Source organism: Halobacillus sp. B23F22_5, from assembly GCF_043497085.1.
Taxonomy (GTDB): domain Bacteria; phylum Bacillota; class Bacilli; order Bacillales; family Halobacillaceae; genus Thalassobacillus.
Genome location: NZ_JBIEKI010000011.1, coordinates 1 through 23109 on the forward strand (window position 1 = coordinate 1; position 23109 = coordinate 23109).

Annotated in this window: 25 protein-coding genes; 8 read left to right on the forward strand and 17 right to left on the reverse strand. The window is 43.3% G+C overall.

All coding sequences use genetic code 11. The annotated features are described in order from the left end of the window. Positions 1-302 precede the first annotated feature (302 nt). From ACGTN9_RS13990 to ACGTN9_RS14030, 9 genes are all read right to left on the reverse strand, one after another. The gene (locus tag ACGTN9_RS13990; protein WP_499593776.1) at positions 303-1190 is read right to left on the reverse strand and encodes a M15 family metallopeptidase; all 888 of its coding nucleotides are present in this window, start codon (positions 1188-1190) and stop codon (positions 303-305) included. Positions 1191-1278: 88 nt separating this feature from the next. Further along, positions 1279-2757, reverse strand: a complete 1479-nt coding sequence (locus ACGTN9_RS13995) for a methyl-accepting chemotaxis protein (RefSeq protein WP_499593778.1) — start codon at positions 2755-2757, stop codon at positions 1279-1281. 136 nt (positions 2758-2893) lie between these two features. Beyond that, positions 2894-3136 carry an IDEAL domain-containing protein gene (locus ACGTN9_RS14000; protein ID WP_093046057.1) on the reverse strand — a complete coding sequence of 81 codons (243 nt, stop codon included), beginning with the start codon at positions 3134-3136 and terminating at the stop codon, positions 2894-2896. Between the two features lie 235 nt (positions 3137-3371). Beyond that, positions 3372-4466: a DUF5667 domain-containing protein gene (locus ACGTN9_RS14005; RefSeq protein WP_499593780.1), complete on the reverse strand. Its 1095-nt coding sequence runs from the start codon at positions 4464-4466 to the stop codon at positions 3372-3374. 166 nt (positions 4467-4632) lie between these two features. Next, the gene (gene wrbA / locus ACGTN9_RS14010; protein ID WP_499593782.1) at positions 4633-5247 is read right to left on the reverse strand and encodes an NAD(P)H:quinone oxidoreductase; all 615 of its coding nucleotides are present in this window, start codon (positions 5245-5247) and stop codon (positions 4633-4635) included. 161 nt (positions 5248-5408) lie between these two features. After that, complete coding sequence (locus ACGTN9_RS14015) at positions 5409-6086, reverse strand: ATP-binding cassette domain-containing protein (RefSeq protein ID WP_499593783.1); 678 nt, start codon at positions 6084-6086, stop codon at positions 5409-5411. Beyond that, positions 6056-6736 carry a molybdate ABC transporter permease subunit gene (gene modB, locus ACGTN9_RS14020; RefSeq protein WP_499593785.1) on the reverse strand — a complete coding sequence of 227 codons (681 nt, stop codon included), beginning with the start codon at positions 6734-6736 and terminating at the stop codon, positions 6056-6058. The genes ACGTN9_RS14015 and modB overlap by 31 nt, the downstream gene beginning before the upstream one ends. Positions 6737-6751: 15 nt before the next feature. Beyond that, positions 6752-7504, reverse strand: coding sequence for a molybdate ABC transporter substrate-binding protein (gene modA / locus ACGTN9_RS14025; RefSeq protein WP_499593787.1), 753 nt, complete (start codon positions 7502-7504; stop codon positions 6752-6754). Positions 7505-7637: 133 nt separating this feature from the next. After that, positions 7638-7856: a hypothetical protein gene (locus ACGTN9_RS14030; protein ID WP_499593789.1), complete on the reverse strand. Its 219-nt coding sequence runs from the start codon at positions 7854-7856 to the stop codon at positions 7638-7640. Positions 7857-8099: 243 nt separating this feature from the next. Between ACGTN9_RS14030 and ACGTN9_RS14035 the strand changes: the two genes are divergently transcribed. Beyond that, positions 8100-8975, forward strand: a complete 876-nt coding sequence (locus ACGTN9_RS14035; protein WP_499593791.1) for a cation diffusion facilitator family transporter — start codon at positions 8100-8102, stop codon at positions 8973-8975. Positions 8976-9083: 108 nt separating this feature from the next. On the opposite strand, the gene ACGTN9_RS14040 is transcribed toward ACGTN9_RS14035, so the two are convergent. From ACGTN9_RS14040 to ACGTN9_RS14055, 4 genes are all read right to left on the reverse strand, one after another. After that, positions 9084-9635, reverse strand: coding sequence for a GNAT family N-acetyltransferase (locus ACGTN9_RS14040; protein WP_499593793.1), 552 nt, complete (start codon positions 9633-9635; stop codon positions 9084-9086). A gap of 76 nt (positions 9636-9711) precedes the next feature. Next, entirely contained in the window at positions 9712-10224 is a 513-nt protein-coding gene (locus ACGTN9_RS14045; protein WP_499593795.1) for a hypothetical protein, read from the reverse strand. Positions 10225-10287: 63 nt separating this feature from the next. Next, the gene (locus ACGTN9_RS14050; protein ID WP_499593797.1) at positions 10288-10578 is read right to left on the reverse strand and encodes an AzlD domain-containing protein; all 291 of its coding nucleotides are present in this window, start codon (positions 10576-10578) and stop codon (positions 10288-10290) included. Continuing rightward, positions 10575-11264: an AzlC family ABC transporter permease gene (locus ACGTN9_RS14055; RefSeq protein WP_499593995.1), complete on the reverse strand. Its 690-nt coding sequence runs from the start codon at positions 11262-11264 to the stop codon at positions 10575-10577. Before ACGTN9_RS14055 ends, ACGTN9_RS14050 begins: the two co-directional genes overlap by 4 nt. Positions 11265-11730: 466 nt before the next feature. Here ACGTN9_RS14055 and nhaC point away from each other — a divergent pair, with 466 nt between their 5' ends. Together nhaC and ACGTN9_RS14065 are read left to right on the forward strand one after the other, a co-directional pair. Then, positions 11731-13107, forward strand: a complete 1377-nt coding sequence (nhaC, locus tag ACGTN9_RS14060) for a Na+/H+ antiporter NhaC (RefSeq protein WP_499593799.1) — start codon at positions 11731-11733, stop codon at positions 13105-13107. Positions 13108-13174: 67 nt separating this feature from the next. Further along, complete coding sequence (locus ACGTN9_RS14065) at positions 13175-14002, forward strand: MBL fold metallo-hydrolase (RefSeq protein WP_499593801.1); 828 nt, start codon at positions 13175-13177, stop codon at positions 14000-14002. Here the strand turns inward: ACGTN9_RS14065 and ACGTN9_RS14070 are convergent. Then, complete coding sequence (locus ACGTN9_RS14070) at positions 13999-14781, reverse strand: cobalamin-binding protein (protein WP_499593803.1); 783 nt, start codon at positions 14779-14781, stop codon at positions 13999-14001. The two genes, ACGTN9_RS14065 and ACGTN9_RS14070, sit on opposite strands and share 4 nt — an antisense overlap. A 96-nt stretch (positions 14782-14877) precedes the next feature. On the opposite strand from ACGTN9_RS14070, the gene ACGTN9_RS14075 reads away from it, so the two are divergent. Next, positions 14878-15726 carry an alpha/beta fold hydrolase gene (locus tag ACGTN9_RS14075; RefSeq protein ID WP_499593805.1) on the forward strand — a complete coding sequence of 283 codons (849 nt, stop codon included), beginning with the start codon at positions 14878-14880 and terminating at the stop codon, positions 15724-15726. A gap of 555 nt (positions 15727-16281) precedes the next feature. On the opposite strand, the gene map is transcribed toward ACGTN9_RS14075, so the two are convergent. After that, positions 16282-17037, reverse strand: a complete 756-nt coding sequence (gene map / locus ACGTN9_RS14080; RefSeq protein WP_499593807.1) for a type I methionyl aminopeptidase — start codon at positions 17035-17037, stop codon at positions 16282-16284. Positions 17038-17130: 93 nt separating this feature from the next. Next, on the reverse strand, positions 17131-17688 hold the full coding sequence (locus ACGTN9_RS14085) for a sugar O-acetyltransferase (RefSeq protein ID WP_499593809.1): 558 nt from the start codon (positions 17686-17688) through the stop codon (positions 17131-17133). 85 nt (positions 17689-17773) lie between these two features. Between ACGTN9_RS14085 and ACGTN9_RS14090 the strand changes: the two genes are divergently transcribed. The 3 genes from ACGTN9_RS14090 to ACGTN9_RS14100 all read left to right on the forward strand — a co-directional run bounded on the left by ACGTN9_RS14090 (position 17774) and on the right by ACGTN9_RS14100 (position 20739). Beyond that, positions 17774-18277, forward strand: coding sequence for a GNAT family N-acetyltransferase (locus ACGTN9_RS14090; protein WP_499593811.1), 504 nt, complete (start codon positions 17774-17776; stop codon positions 18275-18277). 94 nt (positions 18278-18371) lie between these two features. After that, positions 18372-19094 (forward strand): ABC transporter ATP-binding protein, encoded by a 723-nt coding sequence (locus tag ACGTN9_RS14095; RefSeq protein ID WP_499593813.1) that lies wholly within the window; start codon positions 18372-18374, stop codon positions 19092-19094. Further along, on the forward strand, positions 19087-20739 hold the full coding sequence (locus ACGTN9_RS14100) for a putative ABC transporter permease subunit (protein WP_499593815.1): 1653 nt from the start codon (positions 19087-19089) through the stop codon (positions 20737-20739). Before ACGTN9_RS14095 ends, ACGTN9_RS14100 begins: the two co-directional genes overlap by 8 nt. Positions 20740-20781: 42 nt before the next feature. On the opposite strand, the gene ACGTN9_RS14105 is transcribed toward ACGTN9_RS14100, so the two are convergent. Then, complete coding sequence (locus ACGTN9_RS14105) at positions 20782-21201, reverse strand: universal stress protein (protein WP_499593817.1); 420 nt, start codon at positions 21199-21201, stop codon at positions 20782-20784. Between the two features lie 371 nt (positions 21202-21572). Between ACGTN9_RS14105 and ACGTN9_RS14110 the strand changes: the two genes are divergently transcribed. Next, on the forward strand, positions 21573-23045 hold the full coding sequence (locus tag ACGTN9_RS14110; RefSeq protein WP_499593819.1) for a SulP family inorganic anion transporter: 1473 nt from the start codon (positions 21573-21575) through the stop codon (positions 23043-23045). The last annotated feature ends 64 nt before the right edge of the window (positions 23046-23109 follow it).

Here is a 23109-nt window from a genome sequence, read left to right on the forward strand (position 1 = left end):
CTTGAGCCATGGACCGAATGTGTTTCATTAGTTTCATAAAATCATCCTTCCTTAGAAAATTCTTGAAGGAAGGATAACGTATATAAAGGGAGATACAAAAATTTTAGAGCTTAGCTTGACGGCTATGCGCCGTTTCCCTTCCATCCAGCCAGTTTTGTAATAAACGAACCCATCAAAAAAGAAAGAATGTACAACTAAAACCTTCATTTTGAGGCATTTATAAACCTATTCTGGCATGTTTCATCAAAAAACACCATCTGATATCGAAGCGACTCGCCCGACTTCAGATGGTGCTTTTTAATTTATGGGTATAATCCAAAGAACTCTTCTAAGGTCTCCTGCTCTTGATGAATTTCAGTGGCTGTTTCTTTGCCGACATAACGTAAGTGCCATGGCTCATAGGCATAGCCTGTGATATCAGATTTTCCTTCTGGGTAGCGGATGATGAACCCATATTCATGAGCATTGTCTTCAAGCCATTTGCCTTCTTTGGTTTCAATAAAAGACTGTTGCAGCTTGAATGCTGCTGTAGCTGAAGTGACATCCATCGCCAGTCCGGTTTGATGTTCACTTGTTCCTGGTTTGGCTGAGAATTGGTTAGCATGCTCTTCACCATTCTGCCTTACATTGTTTTGATAGATCTGTTTTTGTCTTTCATAGGAACGATAACCTGAAGCAGCTACCAATTCTAATCCGTCCTGCTTTGCTCCGCGGAAAAGTTCTTCCAATGCTTCAGCCGCCTCTAAGCGGAGCTGTTTCTTTTGGTGAAACTCATTAAAAGGGAACGGAACTTCAGGTACGGTCAAATCTCTCGGTTCAAATCCTTCCGGCAGCTTCCTGTTTTTATTGACTACAACCGTGATGGCATGCGGCTCCTCCACGGTAACCAGTTCAGAACCAGATCCATCTCCAGAAGCAGATTCAGTTTGTTTATCCTTTTTTTCATCACCAGATTGTTTATCATTCTGAGATTCTTTTTGCGTTGTATCCGCCTCTTTTTGATTCTTCTGTGGTTCCGAATCATCTCCGGTACTTTCTGTATCCTCAGAACCTTTCTCCTGGTCGGTATTCTCTTGTTTAGAAGAACTATCAGAGGATGTCGAATTACTATCATTCTCATTCGTAAGGCCACTGCAGCCGGCACCTATCACCAGCAAAAAAAGTAATACTGTGATGTATAAATGCTTCATATGAAATATCCTTTCGTAAAATAACTTCCTCCCAACTATAACATGGAAAAAGAGCGGGGTGACAAGTATTTTTTTGCAGAAAATACCATTAGGACACTTGCTTATCCCCCTGTAATAAAGTCATCGAAGCATTTGTTTCTGTGATTGCTTCGGTTAAAACCTGTTGTTCGTAGGTTTGCTGTTCTACATGTGCCTGAAGCTGCTGCATGGTGGCAGAGGTCTCTTCAATGATTGCAGCGAGTTCATTAACAGCCTTATCAATTGAGAGGGATGAGCTGCGTATATCTCTTGCCTGTCCATCGAACTCTTTCATTTTTCCGATAAAGCCATCCAGCTTATCTGTAACAGTGGTAAAAGCACCGGATGTCTCTGTCGTAATGGCAAGGCTCTCTTCCAGCTTTACTTCGTTATCCTTCACCTGGTTTTCTGTTTTTATCGCGCGTTCTTTAATTTCTGTTAAATTATCGTTAATCTGGACAGCGGTCTGGCTCGAACTTTCCGCAAGCTTACGCACTTCTTCCGCTACAACTGCAAACCCTTTTCCTGCTTCTCCAGCCCGGGCCGCTTCTATGCTTGCATTCAATGCCAATAAATTGGTCTGTTCTGCAATGTCCTGTATCTGTTTTGTAAAATTGGTATTCTTTTTGATGTCATCAGTTAATTGCTCCATGTCAGATCGCATCTGGTCAAAAGATTCTTTGAAACCTTCCATTGTATTGGTAAGTGATTGTAAAGAAGTCTTTCCAAGAGCAGAAGAATCCTGGACTTCTTCTCCTGATTGCGCCAAATCATCGAAATCGCTCATCATTTTTTCCAGTAATCCATTCGCCTGATCAGTAGAAGTAGTAATCTCGGTAATTGCTGATGCCTGTGACTGGGCAGCATGGGAGATTTCCTGGAAAGACAAATTCATCTCCTTCATCATCCCGGAATTCTTTTTACTGCTTGTATCTATAGCCGTCATATTGGACTGGACGTCACTTGCGACCTTCCTTATCCTTTGTGCTTGCTCGCCACTTTCTATTACCAGCTTATTATTATGTACAAGGTTTGTTTCTACATCACCTAGTAATTGCCTCGAAAGTCTGACCTGAATCATCAGCACAGCGAAAACAAGAATGAAAAACACAAGTGAAATAATAGTTGCCCGCATATCAAAGTTCATCACTTCCCCTTTAACTGTGACAAAAATAGCAAGCAACCCGAGCCCTAAAACGCCTCCTGTCATCAATACAGTCAAAGATAAAGAAACTGCAGCTACGCCTAGCAGGAAAAATGTGAACAACATGTTCGTAACATACTCAGAACTCATCATGATGACGAAGGCCACACCAGTCATACCTGAAACAGCGACATACGGTACCGCCTGCTGCCAGAGCTTTTTATAATGGAAAAGTATCATCAACCCTGCAACTAAAGATCCTCCAATTCCAAGAGCAAGCATATTGACCATCGGAGCCCCTACTGCGAGTTCCGCACCTAGTCCAAGCAGGATTGATAAAAGCATTATTTTTATTAAGACTCCATTCTGCTTTACTAAAATCGTCTGTTTAATATTATTCTCCACCGTGTTCTCCCCCTATAAATGACCCTTATTTATATATCTAATATATCGGCTCAGAAGGGCATTAATTAAAATTGGTCCACACACCAAAAAGACCGGTCCACCTCATGTACGGTGAACCGGTCTGAAAAATGTTTAGTTACTCCCATGTATAGGGTTGATACTGCTTGCTTAAACGATCAAAACTATCTCGGTCTTCATTTGCAATTGCCTCATTAATCTGTTCATCCAATTTATGTTTATTGAACTCATAACTTAATTCATCAAGGATTAATCTGGAGGCGAGTTGTAAACCAAAGGATAATTCACGTTTAGCAGTGATTGTCTTATTTCCAAAAACAGGGCTTCTTCGCAACACGTAATTGATTTTTTGCTTTTTCATGTGGCCTACCCCCTAAAGACTTTTTTCTATTATGCAGGAAATCGTTGTGTTTTGCAACAATTTTCTGAATATTTACTATACAATTCCCCGCCACAACCCTTGTTAAACCTGAACTTAACGATTATTATTTTGTAAATATTGGAAGTTTACAAGGTAAAAAGGACTGCCCATGTCCGTATAGGCAGTCCAAGTTGTATGAGTCTCTCCACTCATTTTATCAAATAAAATGAAAATATTAATTCTTTGGTCCTTTTTCTTTTTCTTTATTTTTTTTGTGTCCTTTATCAGCAGCCTTAGCTTTTGCTGCTTTCTTCTTTACTTTAGCTTCTGCTTTGGCTTGCTCTGCCTTTGCTTTAGCTTCCTGCTTTTTAGCCTTTGCTGCCTCTTTGGCTTTTTTAGCGAAGGCTGCCCCTTGGCTATCTTCTTCGTTTGTTTTCTCGATAGCTTCTGCTGTTTCTTCAGCCGATTCAGAAGTGGTGACAATCACGGAATCTTCTTCTTGTTGTTTTTCTTCTTGTTCCGATTCATCAGCTTTTTGTTCTTGGTCAAGCTCAGCTAATTGTTCTTTCAAAGCTGTAATATCACCATATTTAGCTTCCAGTCGCTCTAAAGACTTGTTCATATTGCGTTCAAGTACAAACTTCGCACGCTCATTTGTCACTTTCATAGAAGCTAATTTCAAAGAGATTATATTTTGACCGATCTTAGCTTGCAGCTTTTCTTCGTCATCGCTATCCTCTTCTGTTTCTTCTTCAGCTTCTTCTTTATTTTCCTCATCTTCTACGTCTTCTGTTTCTTCTTCGCTTTCTTCATCACTATCGGATTTTTCTTCTTCTGTATTCTCTTCGTCGCTGTCCATATCCTCATCATCAGCGTCTGTGTCTTCATCTTGCTCTTCGTTGTATGTATCTTCCTCGACTAAGGCTTCTGCTTTTTCCATTAACTCAGCAGCTTTTTGCAAAAGTTCAGCGGCTGCTTCTTCATCGCCATCTTCGATTAGCTTTTCCGCTTTTTCAATTTGCTTTTCAGCAAAATCTACAAATAGGTTTGCTTGATTCATATCATCCTGACCCAGCGACCATTGCAGCTGATTTACCAAAGTATGTAAGAAATTAAAAAGATCACCCTCAAAATAAATCGCTTCGTTATGCTCATCATCTTTTTCATCCACTATAGCGACATCTTGTTCAGCTTCTATTTCTTTTTCAATTTCACTCATGTCCACTGACACTTTGTCATCGTCTTCCGCCCAGGCAGAATAAGGAACAGCTGAAATAGCTACCGCCAAAGCCGCAGATGATAGTACATTGATTACTTTTTTGTTTTTCAAATTGATTTCCCCCTTTTATCTATTCGTTCATACTTTTACGTAAAGCGTTTTTTCTTTACGGGGGTAAACACTTTATTTTTTACAAAAATATTTCAAATATATTTCAATGCGTTAAATTACTACATAAAAAAAGCGCCTCTCTAAGGAGACGCTTTCCCTTGAATATTTATTTTTCCTGGCCTTTTACAACCATTTCTGCTACTTGAAGTGTACGTAATGCTTGGTTTCGCACTGCTTCCTCTACGTCTTCTTGCATATTACCTTCTGCATCTACAGTGACACTCGTTCCATACGGATTTCCCCCAGAAGCGAATGCGGCATCATTGGTATAACCAGGAGCAGCAATTAATACCCCCCAGTGGAACATGCTGGTGTAAAGGTTAAGGATAGTTGCTTCTTGGCCTCCATGAGGATTTTGAGCGGATGACATGGCACTGGCAACTTTGTTTACCAGTTTTCCCTGGAACCAAAGACCTCCAGCCTGGTCCATCAACTGTTTGAATTGTGCCGGCACATTACCGAACCTGGTTGGCACACTGAAGATGTAGGCATCTGCCCATTCCAGGTCCTCGACCGTCGCTTCTGTGACATCTTTAGTTGCTTCATAGTGTTCTTTCCAGGCAGGATTCTGTTCAATTGCTTCCATTGGAGCAGTTTCTCGCGTCTTTACCAATTTCACTTCTGCTCCGGCCTGCTTGACTGCATCCTCAGCCCATTTTGCCATTTTGTAATTGGTACCGGTTGAACTGTAATAAATTACTGCTACTTTTACATTTGCCATAGTAACCTCTCCTTATCATAGTTTCTTTCTATTGCTTCAAGTTTTTCAGACAGCCCTGCACTGTCTCATTATATTTTCACTATTTACCCTTATACAATAACACTCAAACTGAAGATTCTTTATTTCGAGATATACTGCATAAAGAAAGACTTGAACCAAGGTCAAGCCTTTTGTTTTAACTTTCCTTCATGCATGTACATGATCAGATCACCTAGTTTGCTTGCTTCAGCATGATCGTGGGTGACAAGCAGGATCGGTATCTGCCATTCCTGTTTTAGCCTTAGAATTTCTTCATGGCACTGCAGACGATTTTTTTCATCCAGAGCTGAAAATGGTTCATCCATCAAAAGCATATCAGGACGGTATGCGAGCGCCCGGACAAGTGCAACACGCTGTTTTTCCCCACCTGAAATTTCGCCAGGATATTTGCTTAACAAATGGTTGATTCCCACAATGTCGATCAAGCGCTTCAAATGATCTTTAGGATCAGGTACTTGCTTCGATTTTATGCCATAATAAATATTCTTTTCTACGGTCATATGGGGAAATAAAGCATAATCCTGGAACACATAACCTACATTTCTCTGCTGTGGAGGAAGGTCCACTTTCCCTGTCTGGTATAACATTCGGCTTCCCAGCTTTATCTCCCCTTGTTCCGGCTTGAGAAGACCGGCGAGCATGTTTAATAATGTCGTTTTGCCAGAACCGGATCTTCCAAATAGAATCACCAGTTCATCCTCTACAGTAAATGACACATCGAGCTTATAATGTGCCAGCTTTTTTTCTACGGTTACATTCAACATGCCCTTCACCTCTTCCGACCGACGTGCTTTTTCCAAGGTCGCTGGTTCCAATTATTAAGCCAATATATCGTCGTGAACCCGATAACTACCATGATAATCACCCAGACGAGCGCCTGGTTTTCATTCCCGGCTTCTACTGAAAAATAAATGGCGAGTGGCAACGTGTCCGTCACACCTGGAATGTAGCCTGCCAGCATCAGTGTCGCGCCAAATTCACCAAGAGCACGAGCGAAAGACAGGACAAGTCCTGCAACCAGCCCAGGCCATGCCAGCGGAAAAGAAATCGTCCAGAAAACACGCCACCTGCTCGCCCCCATGGTATATGCAGCGTTTTCCAAAGAGCGGTCATATTTAGAAAAAGCTGCTACGGCGCTTTGGTACATCAATGGAAATGAAACGACCATAGCAGCGATGACAGCCGCATACCAGGTAAACACTATCTGGATGCCAAACCACTCAAGCAACAATTTTCCGATCCATCCATTTTTACCAAATAAATATAATAGTGCAAAACCCACCACTGTAGGCGGAAGCACTAAGGGTAATAAAAACAGAGCATCAAGTACTTGCTTTCCTATGAAACTTCTTCGCGTCATCCATCTTGCACTAAAGGTACCGGCTGCGAACACTATGATCGTAGAAATAGTGGCTATCCTGATTGATAACCATAATGGCGATAAATCCATACGTAACACCCTGCCTTATCGTTCAAACCCGAACTCTTTTATCGTCTGTTTCGCTTCATCGCTATGTAAATATTCAAGAAGCTCTTCAGCGGCTTCCTTCTGTTGAGATTCTTTGACAATACCGGCTGGATAAGTAATCGCTGTATGATGCGCTTTGTTGATTTTGTCAGCTGTCCTTAATTTATGCGACTTTACTACATCACTTTGATAGACAAATCCTGCATCGACGTTCCCGGATTCCACATAGGCTGCTACTTGCTTCGCATTTTTTCCATAAACCAGCTTTCCTTGGATATCTTCCCATAACCCGAGACTTTCCAATGCTTGTTTGGCATACATCCCCGCCGGGACGCTCTTCGGATCTCCAATAGCTATCTGGGATGCAGCATCTGTTGGGAGCTTCTCAAGTATAATATCACTCGAATCGTTGACTGCCAGAACTAACTGGTTGGCCATTACCGAGGCAATACTTTTTTCGTCTATCAACCCATTTTCGATAGCCTCTTTCATCCAGTATTCGCTCGCAGATATGTATATATCACTCGGCGCACCTTGTTCGAGCTGCTGTACCAGTGTCCCTGAAGAACCAAAATTCATCGTTAATTGAATGTCAGTCTGGGCTTCAAAATCTGTTTCTATTTGTTTCATTACACCGGTAAGACTTGAAGCTGCGGCGATACGAAGCTCTGCTTTACCCGCCTGATTATTTTCCTGACAACCTGTTAATACTAAAAGTCCTATAATTGCTGTCATAATTTTTCGTGTCATATGTTTCCCATCCTGTAACTCAGTCTACCCCCCATTATAACGAATCCTCCGGCATTTTGAATACAATTACACAATAAATACAAATAGCCGTACATGGATGAATCCACGCACGGCCATTTGCAAAGTTTATCTCTTAGATCACCATTTCATAATATGCTGGATAAGTCCAATAGGCATCGTGCCAGCCACGTTGGATTGCCAACTCTTCAAAACTTCTAGCCTGACTTCCATAAAAACTTATAAGTGCTTGTTCGGGTGTTTCAGAATCAGGGTTATAAGATAATAGTACTGGTTTAGAAAATTTCATTTCATCGACATAACCCTCAATAATGACAGTTTCCTGAATAATCACTAGCTCACCCCTTTTTTGAAAATTTTAAATATTATAACAATAATAGCGTTAGTTTGTATATACCCTTGACACAAATAAGTAATCATCTTAAATATATTTATCTGTCGTTTCATTTGACTGCTGCAAAAAATATTGGCATATGACAACTACTGTGAGACAGACTATCATTGTTTCTCTAGACTTACACAAGCAGGCTTTGGTAAGCTATTTATGCTTGACAGCCTAAATTCCGGAGGCAGTATTATGAATGAATATGAGAATTTAAAAAGGGGAGAAAAAGGAGCATGGATCAGTATCATTGCCTACCTTCTATTGGCAGTGGTGAAATTGTCCATCGCCTATATCGGCGGTTCCTCGGCTTTGAGAGCGGATGGTTTGAATAACACCACCGATATCATTGCATCTCTGGCAGTGTTGATCGGCTTGAGAATTTCCCGAAAACCCCCAGATGAAGACCACCATTATGGCCATTTCCGTGCAGAAACAATAGCTTCCCTGATCGCTGCTTTCATCATGATGACTGTCGGTTTCGAAGTGCTATACGGAACTTTCCAGAGCATGTGGACGAGCGATTACAGTCAACCTGACATGCTGACCGCCTGGACTGCACTTGCGGGTGCTGGTGTCATGATTGGTGTTTATCGCTTCAATTTAAGATTATCTAAAAAAATCAGCAGTGCTTCTCTCTATGCCGCTGCTCAGGATAATCGTTCCGATGCCCTGGTCAGCCTCGGTGCTTTTACCGGAATTATCGGTACTCAGTTCGGCCTCTACTGGCTGGATCCCCTGGCTGGATTCATTGTGGGTATCATTATTTGTAAGACCGCCTGGGATATTTTTTCCGATTCGACCCATACACTTACGGACGGTTTTGATGAAGATTTGCTTGAGGATATCAGACATCATATTTCTAAGAACCCAGGGGTATGGGTAGTGAAAGATGTCAAAGGACGTCTGCAAGGGAACATTATTTTGATTGACGTGACTATCCTTGTTGATCCGCACATTACAGTACAGGAAGGCCATGAAATCACCGATGAGATCGAGGATATGCTGGAAGACGAACTCAATATTCGCTTTGCGCAAATCCATATCGAACCCTATGAAGAAAAAGTATAAAGCCATGGTTCCTAATGAATTCCGGACCCATGGCTTTCGTGTGTGTAAACTTTTTAGCAGGTATAAAAAAAGCACCTCCCGACTGCATTGCCGGAGGTGCCGCTATTACTAAAGCTGTTTACTTTGTGAAGCAAACCGTTGAACTAATTCATCAATATTCTTCCACCCGAAAGCCGTTTCTTCATACGTACCTTCTCCTATGGTAACGGTTTCTGCCTCCACCAGTTTAGCGCCGTGTTTACGATAAAAATCGCTCGATGGATTGTGAGTCAGCACCCATACGAGCAGCGACTGATAGCCGGCTTCCTTCATCTCTTTTCCAAAAGCTTCTAACAACAAACCGCCCAGCCCCTGTCTTTGATACGGATCCAACAGGTAAATCGCATAAATTTCCCCATCGTAGCCGTAGTGCTTCGTTCTTTCTTTTCCTCCGGACACGAAGCCTACTACCCTGCCTGCATCGTTTTCAACTACGAGTGCGACCTGACCATTAACAGGGACTTTCAAGACAGCTTCCCATAAGGCAATTCGGTTCTCTACGGTTATATTGCTCATATCCTTTTCATCAATCAAATCTTTATATGTAGATTTCCAGCTGCTGACATGCACATGCGCTATTTGCTCCGCATCTTCAAAAACTGCTTTTCTTACATGAAACATACGATGTCCTCCTTCAAACACTGGTTATAAATGCCGACAGCAGCATGTTGGATACTGCTGTCAGCTTTCATACTTGTTAACATTGGAAGGTAACAATTCGATCTGTATCTATGCCGAAATAAACCCATTGCCTGCGGCGCGGCCGCCAACGATATCCGGCAACAGACTGGCGCCCGATGAATACGGGATAGAACCAAAATCTTTGTCCGTTACGCAGCCTCACTCTCGTCATTCGGTATAGGCAGCCGTAAAAAGCCCCAGGGTCTACAGCGTACACCCCAGGTCCACCTTGGAATGACTGTGCTCCAAATTGTGGCACATCTGTTGGCGGTGGTGGTAATTGCATCGTCTGCCCTTGACTGCCGCCTCCCGGTCCTTGACCTGGAAACCCTCCTGGGCCCTGGCCGGGAAAGCCACCGGGACCTCCCGGGAATCCGCCCGGTCCACCAGGGAAACCACCTGGTCCTTGGCCTGGAAAACCGCCGCCCCCAGGGCCGAAACCAGGAAAGCCGCCAGGACCTTGCCCTTGGCCAAAGCCGCCGCCAAAGCCAGGCAAGCCAGAAAAAAATCCTCCTTGTTGTCGATCCATATACGATCAAACTCCTTTATAGGAATAATCTCTACACTATATGCATCGCAACAGGGCGCGTGACTAGAGAGTCACCAAAAATACCGTAGCGATCGCTCCTATCACTACTAAGATAATATTCATCCCGAACCATGCTAATGCAATGGCGACCACCCCACCGATCACCCCCACATGAGGAGCATCCGGTTTCACTGTCATGATTCCTGGAAAAATCAATGCCCCTAAAGCGGCGTAAGGAATCGCGTTCAACCATCGATCCACCCAACTGGGAAAATTCAGCTTATCCACAATAAAAGCCGGCAAAAACCTTGGTACAGCAGTGACAATCGCCATTCCTATGATTACCCACATCATGCTGCTTCCTCTCCTTTCAGCAGGAATACGCCACAGCCCCCACCAAAAATCGTTCCAAGCACTATCGCCCATCCATCACTGATGAATAACGAGAAAAAGAAATTGATTAGCATTGCCAGCAAAGCTACCAGTGCAACCTTTGTCTCTTTTTTTACAGATGGAATCAGTAAGCCGATGAACATGGCATACAAGGCAATTCCCATACTTTGGCTAAGTCTGCCTGGAATCACATCCCCCAATACACCGCCTAAAAAAGAACCGCCTACCCACGATATATAAGCAGTAAGGATCAACGCTCCATAAAACCAGGTTCCATGGGTCTCCTTTGCTTCTTTGGCATGCAGGGAAGAAACCGTAAAAGTTTCATCGGTTAATCCGAGTGATAAGGGGACTTTCCACTTCAAGCTCACTTCCCTCAGGCGGTTCATAAACGAAAGACTCATGACAAAATGGCGGAAATTCAACACAAAAGTAGCTATGACGATTTCGACCATTCCCGTGCCTAATGCAATCATATTAGCTCCCATGAACTGAGCAGCTCCCGCGAAAACAAGAATACTCATCAGGGTCAACTCCAAATTAGAAAGACCGGATTGTCTGGCCAGCACTCCATATGTAATCGCTATCGGTAAATAGCCGAGCATGATCGGAAAGCCTGCAGCAACCCCCCGTTTAATCATCGTCATTCGCACAGATTGATTTGTTACAGCAACAGCATTAGGTTCCACGACTTTCCCCCGCAATCAAGAAAATTTCCACTATTATACACAATTATAACTTATCTTGAAAGAACTTATTGCTAATACGCTCAATAGTAATAAATGACAATCAGAAAATCCATTGACAAACTTCCCGCCTATCCTTTATATTTACTTTACAACATAAAAGCGTTTAAGCGTAAAAGAAAAGCATCAGGGATTCCACAGTAGATGGAACAGAAACAGCATCAGAGACTGGATGGCAGCTGAGAATCCAGGTTTCTTTCTATTCGAATTACAGATTCCGTTAAGGCTATGTTTTCTTTTAGAAAGAGCGGATGATCGTTCATCAATCAGGGTGGTACCGCGGAGCCAGGCTTCGTCCCTATTCAGGGATGAAGCCTTTTTGTATGTACACAAACTTACGCTTTTTACGAATATAGGAGGAATCGTAATGCTTCATTTACAGCCTAAAAAATTACCAGGGTTAATGGAATCAATCGGAATGCTGCTTGTTATCGTAGCTCTGATCAGTTTTTTTATCATTGAATTACAAAGTGTTCCACACGTGCCGATTTTATTGGCGGTACTTTTGATGATTACGTATGGATTTATTAGACAGTTCACTTTTGCCCAGCTGCAGGAAGGGATGGTTCAGGGCGCTCAATCAGGGATGGGTGCTGTCCTGATCTTTTTCCTGATTGGGATTCTGATAAGCAGCTGGATGGCAAGCGGGACGATTCCAGCATTGATGGATGTCTCTTTTTCTTTAGCCGGAGGGTCCTGGTTTCTGGCGATCGTTTTTACGATCACGGCAATCACCGGTGTGGCACTAGGCAGCTCATTCACTACCAGTGCTACCCTTGGAGTAGCATTTCTTGGAGTGGCCCAGTCGATGGACGCATCGCTTGCAATGACAGCAGGCGCCATCGTTTCAGGCGCTTTCTTTGGGGATAAAATGTCTCCGTTATCCGATACGACCAACCTTGCATCAACAGTAGTAAAAGTGGATTTATTCGACCATATTAAAAACATGACCTGGACGACAATTCCAGCTTTTATCATTTCTTTTATTCTGTTTGCTGTGTTATCTCCACAACAGCGTGTGCAGTCAGAAAATTTAGCGACGATTCACAATGCATTAGCTGAATCTGGATTGGTTCATTGGAGTTCCTGGATTCCCGTCCTTGTGTTACTGGCGATGACTGTCACAAAAAGACCAGCCTTTGTTGCATTAGCATTCAGCAGTATTACCGCAACGCTGATTGCCGGCTTACGTAGCATCCTGCCATGGAGTGAACTGTGGAGTACCTGGTTTGGCGGTTACAGTGCAAGCACCAATAATGACATGGTCAATGAAATGCTTTCCAGAGGCGGAATCGACAGTATGCTGTTCACGATATCACTTGTAACCCTTGCTCTTGCGCTTGGCGGATTGTTTTTTGTGACCGGAGTCATTCCATCCGTGCTGTTCCACGTGCAGCGCATGCTGCAATCTGTTCGGACAATTACATTATCAACGGCGTTTACTGCAATCGGTATCAATGTCTTTATCGGGGAACAATATCTTTCGATTCTTTTGACAGGCGAAGCATATCAGGATATCTATGACCGTGCGAATCTGGCAAGAAAAAATTTATCACGGACCCTGGAGGATGCCGGTACAGTAATCAACCCACTTGTTCCGTGGAGTGTCTGTGGTGTCTTCCTTGCTGATGTTCTCGGGGTAGCGGTCATCGATTATCTGCCGTTTGCATTCTTTTGCCTGCTAAGTCCGATACTAACTATCTTATATGGGTTAACCGGGAAAACTATTACAAAACAAGCCTGAGTCTCTTTTTTCATGCATAACTTCCCCGCTTTCTATCAAGACTAAAAGAAAACGAGGAGCATGAGACATGGATAAACATCAGGAACATTTGCAAGATGGTTGGAAAATGGACCATGCGGAACCAGACATCATCAAAGAAGATCTGGCCATTTACCAGACCCTCGTCGCCAATGTTTGTATGATCGGAACAGAAAACACCAACGACTGGGTACTTGTCGATACCGGAATTGCCCGCTATGGTGAACGAATCCTGGCAGCTTGTGAAAAACGATTCGGAGACCGCCCGCCAAAAGCAATTATTCTGACACACGGACATTTTGACCACGTCGGCTCAGCTAAATACCTTTGCAAGCATTGGGATGTCCCGGTTTTTGTTCATCCGATGGAGTGGGATTATGTCATAGGCAGACGGGATTATCCAGTCGGAGATTCAACCGTGGGTGGCGGCACCATTGCTTTATTCTCACCATTTTTTCCATCCAGAGGGGTAAACCTGGCAAGATATGCCGAGAAACTTCCGGAAGACGGAACCCTCCCCTTTTTACCAGATTGGAAATACATTCATACCCCTGGCCATACACCGGGGCACATTTCCTTATTCCGGGAAAAAGACAAAGCATTGATTGCTGGAGATGCATTTACCACGGAAAAAACAGAGTCCAGCCTTTCCGTATTCACCCAGGCTCAACATGTCCATGGACCTCCCGCCTATTATACTCCTAACTGGCGAGAGGCGGAGACATCCGTCAAGCGGTTGGCTGAACTGGATCCTTCTGTCGCGATCACCGGCCACGGTCTGCCGATGGAAGGTGAAGCACTCACCAAGCAATTGAATGAACTGGCAGAAAACTTCCGGGAACTCGCAATTCCTAAGCATAAGCGTAACATTCACTAATCCTGAGAAATTTCAGGATGGAGAAGGTCAGAAAGTTTTTTCAATCCTTCTAACAAACGAGGAGACGGTCGGCAATATAACGATTCCTCCAGGACATGAATCTGATTCTGCTTGACTGCCGTCATTTCCTCCCAGCCCGGACGCTTCTTCACGAGCGCCGGGTTCATTTTTTCTTCTTTTACGCCTACCCACACCATACAGATATGTTCAGGATTCCGCTTAAGCACATCCTCCCAATCGGTTTGGACATTCGCTTCCGCTTCTGTTTGAAAAATATTATAGGCACCGGCAAGTTCACTTATCTCAGTAAGCCAATTCGCTTTTCCAGGGGTGAAAATTGGCTTCGGCCACCACTCCCAATATATAGCAGGCCGCTCCGTCAATTGTCCTGCCCTGCTCCGGTACTTTCCAATATTTCGGACAAACTCCTCCCGCTTCTCTCTCGCAAATGACTCTATACCAATTGCTTCTCCGACTGTGACCAGGTCGTCGGCAATCTCTGTTAATGAATTTGGATTCAAGATGATATAGGGCAGCCCTTTGTTATCCAAAGCTTCTATATTCTTTTCCATCCCCGGAACACTTAATGATGCAAGCACCAGATCAGGCTCAAGCGCTGCGACTTTATCCATATCTATCGATAAATCCGGCCCTACACGCGGAAGGTCGTTGATTTCTGCTGGCCAATCAGAATAGTTATCTACTCCTGCCAGCCATTCCGTTTTTCCCAGGTACGCAAGCAACTCCGTATTACTGGGACATATCGACACGATTCGCATGGAATCTCCTCCTGTTTCAGAATTATCAGGTATTTCATTTTCTTCCATTATAGCTTATATTTAAAGTAGCGATAACCGATAGGGAAGGGTGTTAGGATGAAGCCTATTTTATTTGAAACTTCCAAGGGGCTGGTTGAGTTCAGTTATGAAGGCAATGGTCCTGTCATTTTATTATTGAAAGGCGGCCATTGCAGTCGTGAAACAGATCTTTCACACCGAAGCCTCATCCATGAAGGTTACACCTTGTTGACAGTTTCACGGCCAGGCTATGATAAAACAGATATCAGAACCGGAAAAAAACCCGAAGACTTCGCAGATACATTGATCGAAGTCCTTGACCACCTGTCCATTCCCACTGCCCATGTCATTGCTGTATCTGCCGCCGGTCCTACTGGGCTTGCCCTTGCTTACCATTACCCATCCCGGGTAAAAACATTGACTCTTGAAGCTGCGCTCGTAACCCCCTGGGAAACACGCTTCAAACGTAAAGGAAAGCTATTGTTCGGACCAGCCGGAACACTTGTATGGAGAGGATTGCGAGGTCTTTTGAAAGTCCAGCCTGACTTTGTCATGAAGCTGATGTTAAAGGAGCTGACTACTGAAGATCCTGAAAAGCTCTTAAGTGGTCTATCTAAACAAGACCGGCGATTTGTCTATGATATGCTCGCCACTTCCCACTCCGGAAAAGGTTTTTCCGCTGATTTAGACCATAACCCTATTGATCTTTCAAAAGTTACAGTTCCTGTCCTTGGTATGTACTCTCAAAAAGACGGCAGTGTCCATTTTTCGAACGCAATACTGCTTCAATCACTGGTTCCCCATAGTGAGATATATGAGGTTCCTTCTGATAGCCACTTGATTTGGATTGGAGACCATGCCAACGAACTATGGAGTAAGCGTCTCGAATTTCTACAGAAGCATTCGAAAGTTCCCCAGCTTTTATAGTTATGATAAATAAGACTCAGTTTCGAGATAGTGGGGTCCGTTACCATAAGAGGAATGGGATGGTTCGTGAAACGACTCGCTTTCCTGCGGGGGACCTGGCAAGCTTCCTCGGGCTAAAGCCCTGCGGGATCTCGCCTAGCCCCTTCTCCCGCGGGAGTCTCGCCGTTTCCCTGCCCATCCAGCCCGTTTAGTACTAAACGGACCCTTCAAAAAGAGGAAGAATGTACAACTAAAAACTTCATCCTGAACTGTAGTATTAATAAAGGATATGAAGGGGCAGAAGTCTTCTTTAAAAGATGTTTTCCCCACAAGTGTGATTTCGAGAACTTTCTACGGCAAGGTCCGGAGGGGAACGGCGATACTCCTGCGGGATGAAAATGACAGGTGAGACCCCGGAAGACTAAGTCTGAGGAGGCTCAGCGCATGCCCGCGGAAAGGGAGTCGTCCCCCTTCGGGCCGTTACTTCAGACAAATATCTCGAAATCAAGTCTTCGACTTTAAAAAAAGCTGTCCTCGAAGGTGATTTTACATCCACCTTTCCGGGACAGCTTTTGTTTATTCTTCTTCTTGCTCTGTTAAAATCACCGGCCCATCAGCGGTGATTGCTACGGTATGTTCATATTGGGCAGACAGCGAACCATCTACAGTTCGAGCCGTCCAGTTATTGGTGTCCATTTTACTTTCCCAACCGCCGATATTGACCATCGGCTCAATTGTAATGACCATTCCTTCTTTCAAGCGGGCTCCTTTTCCAGCTTCCCCAAAGTGAGGAATGTATGGATCCTCATGAATCGTCTCCCCGATACCATGGCCCGTGAAATCACGGACAACGGAATAACCTTTCTCTTCAACATAGCTTTGAATAGCATGGCCAATATCGCCGATACGCTTACCGACTCGTGCCTGCTCAATTCCTTTATAAAGGGAGGATTTTGTAACATCCATCAGCTTTTGCGCTTCTTCGCTGATTTCTCCGACCGGATGCGTCCAGGCAGAGTCAGCCAATCCACCATTCAAACGAATCACCATATCCACGGTGACGATATCTCCATCCTTCAATTCATCTTTGCGAGGAAAACCATGACAAATCTCATCGTTGATAGAAGCACATGTGGCATATTCATAACCTTGATATCCTTTTTGCTCGGCTGTCGCTCCATGCTTTTCTAAATATTTTTCCACGAAATTTTCAATTTCCATGGTGGTGATTCCTGGTTTAATAAAATTCCTTAGTTCTTTGTGAACCTGAGCCAGCAGCTTTCCAGCTTCATGCATCAGTTCGATTTCCCGCTTACTTTTTCGTTTAATCATCCTGTGATCCCCTCTTTCCTGCAATTCAATTATCCTTCTACCATTATAGATGGTAACGAAATATAACGTGAGATGCTATCCATAGCTATTGTATCAATTTAATTGTCTAACGACACGGCATGGGTTTCCAGCTGCAAAAACATTAGCTGGCATATCTCTAGTAACAACACTTCCAGAACCGATAACCGTATTATCACCGATTGACACGCCAGGATTGATAATTGCTCCACCGCTTATCCACACATCGTTCCCAATATTAACCTGCTTTCCATATTCCAGCCCAGTCTTACGGTCTTCAGCATTGATTGGATGTGTAGCGGTATATACTTGCACTTTTGGTCCTAATAATACTCGATCACCGATAGTAATTTTACATACATCAAGAAAAACACAATCAAAATTGGCGAAAAAACCTTCCCCAACATGAATATTATAGCCATAATCGCAATAAAAAGGCGGCTCGATGCCTAATTCTTCCCCTGAGGATCCAAATAACTCCCGAATCAATCGGTTTCGGTAATCGCTGTCATGCTCACTCGATTGGTTAAATTCTCTTGTAAACTTCCTGGCCCGTAAACGCTCCTGAACCAACTCCTCATCCCAAGCCTGATAAAGTTCACCGCGGAGCATTTTTTCTTTTTCAGTCATCACCCATCCCCCTTTTCTTCTATTTCTCTATTTACAATATCATGTAATTAGGATACTGTATTCTTTAAAAACTAAGAGGTGGATAACTATGGAAATACGTCGTTTGAACGCAGAAGATGCAACTAAGTATTGGGAGCTTCGTTTAGAAGCACTGCAAACTTCTCCCGATGCGTTCATTACTACATATGAAGACGCTGTCACCAAAGAGAATCCGATCGCTCAAGCAGCAGACAGGATGACAAATGAAAACAATTATACTTATGGAGCTTTCGAGGATTCCAGCCTTGTCGGGACCGTTACCATGCTACGCCAATCCCATCAAAAGTTTTCTCATAAGGCAGATATTCTTGCTATGTATGTTTCTCCTGAATTTCGCGGGAAAAATATAGGAAAATGGTTGATACAGCAAGCTATAGAAGATGCCAAACAAGTGGGAATTGAACAGTTGCTTTTAGGCGTAGTGTCTACTAATGAACCTGCTGTTCGTTTATATCAATCGCTCGGCTTTACTGTTTTTGGCACAGAAAAGAATGCCATCAAGACTGGTAATAGCTATTTTGATGAATATATGATGGTACTATTTTTGACTTAATTACTTCTTCCAAACCATTACTTAAAAACTCGATGAAACATATTTCCGGGGAAATCGTACATATAAGAGAGACTGTTCAGCAAGGGGGAAGATGATGATTACGATCAATCATGTGACAAAAGAATACGCTGGGAAAACTGCAGTCAAAAACCTGGACTTAGTCATCCCGGACGGAAAGATTTTTGGTTTTCTTGGTCCTAATGGAGCGGGAAAATCGACGACAATAAAAATGATAACCGGCATATTGCCAATCGATAGTGGCAACATCACCGTCAATGGTTTCGACATCACCCGGGAACCAATGAAAGCGAAGAAAATTTTTGGTTATGTTCCGGATAGCCCGGATATTTTTCTTCGCCTGAAGGGAATCGAATATTTAAACTTTATTGGAGACGTGTACGATATTCCCAGAGATATCCGAGAAGAAAAAATAGCCTATCTCACGAAAAGTTTCGGTATATATGAAACATTGGATGATTACATACAGACTTACTCTCACGGCATGAGGCAAAAAATTGTTGTCAGCGGTGTCTTACTCCATGATCCCGATGTATGGATCCTGGATGAACCATTATCAGGACTTGATCCTAAATCCTCCTATACGTTGAAAGAAATGATGCGGGAACATGCGGCGAAAGGTAATACTGTCTTCTTTTCCACCCACGTACTGGAAGTGGTTGAGCAGCTTTGTGACGAGGTCGCGATCATCAATAATGGCCGGCTGCAGTTCCGGGGTAATATGAAGGAAATGAAAGAAAAGTTTAAAGCGGATGAAAATCTGGAGAAAGTGTTTTTGGAGCTGACCAACAATGAATAAAACACTCCGCCTGATCCGTACGATGCTAAAAATGCAATATTCTAAGGCTGGTAAAAGTGCAGGAGAAAAACTTGGCTACCTGCTTTTATTGTTGTTTCTGATCCCATTTGGATTTATATTCTTTGGATTGATGAATTCTATCGTGGCAACACTCTATCAGCAGCTTGAACCGACAGGAAATGAAGATGCCTTGCTTGGTCTGTTGTTTGTCGGGATAACCGTCATCCTGTTTTTCGTAAGCTTAAGCTCCATATTAAGCTCGTTCTATTTCGCAGAAGATATTGAAGGCTTCATCCCTTACCCTTTCCACCCTTACCAATTATTGGCTGGCAAGGCAGCCGCTCCATTCATTAACCTTTATTTGACGAGCGGCATTCTGATGGTTCCTATATTAACATTATTCGGTATCCATAGCGGCGCAAGTTTTCTCTATTATTTATACGCCTTTATCTTGTTCATCATTTTCCCAGTCGTGCCATTCACACTGGTGGCTATCATTTTGATGTTTTTCATGCGGTATGCCAACATTGCTAAAAATAAAGACCGCACGAAAGTTTTTGCCGGTCTGTTAAGTTTCGTATTTATCATTGGTTTCAATATTATCATCCGTTTGAATCAGGATCCAAACCAGACAGCAGAAGGAGCCGCCGCCCTGATTCAGGAACAGAACGGGTTGCTCCATTTCATTACTGGAATGGTCCCGACTGCATATTTCAGCACGATGGCTTTGAGCCAGGCATCAGCATTCAGTGGCCTCTTGTTTCTATTATTAATGCTGGCTATTTCTACTGTTGCTGTTCTTCTCTTCCTTTCAGCCGGGCAAAAGCTTTACTTCAAGGGTGTACTCGGTTTGACTGCCGGCAGCAGAAAAACGTTTGATTCTCATAAAGTTACCAGGAAGATCAAGCCTCAGCCTGTATTTGCAGCAATGATCAAGAAAGAATTAAGGATAATTTTCCGGACACCCACCTTTTTCATGCAATGTATCGTGCAAAGTTTATTTGCCCCGGTTTTCTTGATTGTAATCTTGCTGTTTGAGAGCTCTTCCGGCTCGTTTAGCACGCTAGGAACCATGCTCGGTCAATTCCAGGGTAAGACTTCCTTGCTGTTACTATTCGTATTTTCTTTATTTATCTTAGGTGTAAATCCGGCATCCTACTCATCCATTTCCAGGGACGGACGAAACTGGGCCGCGAATTTATATATGCCAGTCCATCCTGAGGCCGTCATTTTCAGTAAGGCGGCCACCGCCTGGTTGATCAATTTGCTTTCGATCTTATTACTGGCTATCATTGGCATCGCTGTCTTAAACATGCCACCAGACCTATTTATACTCTGGATTGGGCTAACGTTATTAGCAAGCTGGTTCACCAGCCTGGTAGGGACTGCCCTTGATTTGAATGAGCCCAAACTACATTGGACCGATGAACAGGAAGTGTTCAAATCGAGGCTAATTACCCTTTTTGCTCTATTAATCGAGATGGGGACGTTCGGCTTCATCGTAATTGTTATTTGGAATATGGATGCTGTAGAAGGTTTATGGATGACTTCCCTGCTGCTGGCTCTCTTACTTGCTGGTGCCGTTACAATCAGCCATATTATATTGAAGAGATTGATCCGTACGCATTATTACAGAACACTATAAAAAACGCTTGAATCCTTACCTGGGTTCAAGCGTTTTTATCTACTATTTAACAATCATGACCGGACATTGTGCCCGCTTTGCCACCTTATGGCTGACACTACCTAAAACCATTTCCTGAAGTGTATTCAAACCTCGGCTCCCAATGATGACTAGATCAATATCTTCTTCATTTGCATAGTTGACGATTGTTGGTCCCGGCTCACCGCGTTTTAGAACGACCTCATAGTCGACTCCTGCTTTATCCAGACGTTCCTCTATCGGCTTCAGACGTTCAAGCCGCTTCATATCGATCGTTGCCTGGTTCCCTTCAGCAAGAACATCATGTTTGGAAGTATCTCCATCGACAACATAGATGACAGTAATATGAGCATTCCCCTGTAGTCTTGCAAGCTCTGCTGCTTGTTCTGCTGTACGGATAGAATGATCGGATCCATCAGCAGCTATTAAAATGTTCTTGTACATAAATTTCTCCTTCTCCAAAAGTAGTGCTTTCATTTTATCACGTTTACAAAAATACATGATGATTTTTTTATCCCTCTATTTAACTTCTACTGTTGATACTGATGTAAAGAAAGGAAGACCCTCTTCCCTTGCTCTCAGCCCAGGTAGCACACGGGTTTTCTAATGTGATTTTACTATAAAAATAGTAGAAACTTGGTTTTACCTATTATATAAAAGCAAATGGAAGGATATAAAAGCATGCATTCAAAACATGCGCTTACATGCGATTACCACTTCGCTCACAGGCGTGATATAATCAGTCTCGTTCTTGCCGGAAATAGCACTGTTACGGACAGTGCGACAGTTTTAATATATAGAAAAGAGGTGCAGCATTGAACGTAGAAACAATTAAAAATCAATGGTTTGGAAACATAAAGAACGATGTGTTGGCAGGTTTAGTCGTTGCCATGGCGTTGATTCCAGAAGCCATCGCCTTCTCGATCATCGCTGGAGTGGATCCGATGGTTGGTCTTTATGCTTCCTTCAGTATTGCCGTCGTCATCTCCTTTATTGGTGGACGCCCTGGAATGATATCGGCTGCGACAGGGGCTATGGCTCTGGTGATGGTGACATTAGTTGCAGAGCATGGGTTACAATACCTCCTGGCCGCCACTATTCTGACCGGTATTATCCAATTCGCTTTAGGTACTTTGAAAATTGGGCAATTTATGAAATTCATCCCACGTTCGGTTATGATCGGCTTCGTAAACGCACTTGGGATCCTGATTTTCACCTCCCAGCTGCCTCACTTTGTCGGTGAAAGCTGGCCAATGTATGCTTTAGTAATCGGGTCTTTAGGGATCATCTACCTGTTCCCTCGCATTACAAAAGCAGTACCGGCACCGCTTGTAGCTATCATTGCCATGACGATTCTAGTAACAACAACAGGAATCAATGTGAAGACGGTAGGAGATATGGGCGAATTGACTAGTACCTTGCCAATCTTTTTGCTTCCTGACATTCCGTTGACTTTCGAAACATTGCAGATCATTTTCCCAACTGCTTTGGCCTTAGCTTTCGTCGGTTTGCTGGAATCTTTATTGACGGCGCAAATCGTCGACGATATGACCGATACGCCAAGTGATAAAAACAAAGAAGCACGCGGTCAAGGTGTTGCCAACGTCGTTACTGGTTTCTTTGGTGGTATGGCTGGCTGTGCAATGATTGGACAATCTGTCATTAATGTAAAATCAGGGGGACGCGGCCGGTTATCAACGCTTGTCGCTGGTGTGTTCCTGATGTTGTTAATTATCGTTTTTCAAAATGTATTAGTTCAAATTCCAATGGCCGTGCTCGTCGGTGTCATGATCATGGTTTCCATCGGTACATTCGACTGGAGCTCTTTAACGAAGCTTCACGTTATGCCGAAAACCGATGCCGCTGTCATGATCGTTACCGTTGTAACGGTTGTTAAAACACATGATTTATCCAAAGGTGTCCTTGCTGGTGTCATCTTAAGTGCTATCTTCTTCGTTGCAAAAATTTCTTCTGTGCATGTAGCAAAGAAATTCGAAGAACAAACACGTACGTTGACGTATACAGTAAAAGGACAAGTCTTCTTCGCTTCTGTCGATAACTTGATCAAACACTTTGATTTCAACGCAGACGCCGAGCACATCAAAGTAGACTTCAGCCACTCCCATGTTTGGGATGATTCAGCAGTAGCTGCAATTGATAAACTCGTCCTGAAGTTCCGGGAACAAGGAAAAGAAGTAGAAATCACTGGATTGAATGAAGATAGTTCGAAGCTCGTTAAACGACTCGGCGTTCATAATAAACCGAACGCTTCATTATCTAATCATTAAAAAACTATCAGCTAAAAAGCTGTTTTTAATAAAAGTGCTGGCATTCGTGTGCCAGCACTTTTTT

Bases quoted from the DNA above. Each gene is read 5' to 3' on its own strand.
- ACGTN9_RS13990 (WP_499593776.1), bottom strand. From the start codon at position 1,190: ATGAAGCATTTATACATCACAGTATTACTTTTTTTGCTGGTGATAGGT.
- ACGTN9_RS14000 (WP_093046057.1), bottom strand. From the start codon at position 3,136: ATGAAAAAGCAAAAAATCAATTACGTGTTGCGAAGAAGCCCTGTTTTT.
- wrbA (WP_499593782.1), bottom strand. From the start codon at position 5,247: ATGGCAAATGTAAAAGTAGCAGTAATTTATTACAGTTCAACCGGTACC.
- modB (WP_499593785.1), bottom strand. From the start codon at position 6,736: ATGGATTTATCGCCATTATGGTTATCAATCAGGATAGCCACTATTTCT.
- modA (WP_499593787.1), bottom strand. From the start codon at position 7,504: ATGACACGAAAAATTATGACAGCAATTATAGGACTTTTAGTATTAACA.
- ACGTN9_RS14035 (WP_499593791.1), top strand. From the start codon at position 8,100: ATGAATGAATATGAGAATTTAAAAAGGGGAGAAAAAGGAGCATGGATC.
- ACGTN9_RS14040 (WP_499593793.1), bottom strand. From the start codon at position 9,635: ATGTTTCATGTAAGAAAAGCAGTTTTTGAAGATGCGGAGCAAATAGCG.
- ACGTN9_RS14045 (WP_499593795.1), bottom strand. From the start codon at position 10,224: ATGGATCGACAACAAGGAGGATTTTTTTCTGGCTTGCCTGGCTTTGGC.
- ACGTN9_RS14050 (WP_499593797.1), bottom strand. From the start codon at position 10,578: ATGATGTGGGTAATCATAGGAATGGCGATTGTCACTGCTGTACCAAGG.
- ACGTN9_RS14055 (WP_499593995.1), bottom strand. From the start codon at position 11,264: ATGACGATGATTAAACGGGGGGTTGCTGCAGGCTTTCCGATCATGCTC.
- nhaC (WP_499593799.1), top strand. From the start codon at position 11,731: ATGCTTCATTTACAGCCTAAAAAATTACCAGGGTTAATGGAATCAATC.
- ACGTN9_RS14065 (WP_499593801.1), top strand. From the start codon at position 13,175: ATGGATAAACATCAGGAACATTTGCAAGATGGTTGGAAAATGGACCAT.
- ACGTN9_RS14070 (WP_499593803.1), bottom strand. From the start codon at position 14,781: ATGCGAATCGTGTCGATATGTCCCAGTAATACGGAGTTGCTTGCGTAC.
- ACGTN9_RS14075 (WP_499593805.1), top strand. From the start codon at position 14,878: ATGAAGCCTATTTTATTTGAAACTTCCAAGGGGCTGGTTGAGTTCAGT.
- map (WP_499593807.1), bottom strand. From the start codon at position 17,037: ATGATTAAACGAAAAAGTAAGCGGGAAATCGAACTGATGCATGAAGCT.
- ACGTN9_RS14090 (WP_499593811.1), top strand. From the start codon at position 17,774: ATGGAAATACGTCGTTTGAACGCAGAAGATGCAACTAAGTATTGGGAG.
- ACGTN9_RS14095 (WP_499593813.1), top strand. From the start codon at position 18,372: ATGATTACGATCAATCATGTGACAAAAGAATACGCTGGGAAAACTGCA.
- ACGTN9_RS14100 (WP_499593815.1), top strand. From the start codon at position 19,087: ATGAATAAAACACTCCGCCTGATCCGTACGATGCTAAAAATGCAATAT.
- ACGTN9_RS14105 (WP_499593817.1), bottom strand. From the start codon at position 21,201: ATGTACAAGAACATTTTAATAGCTGCTGATGGATCCGATCATTCTATC.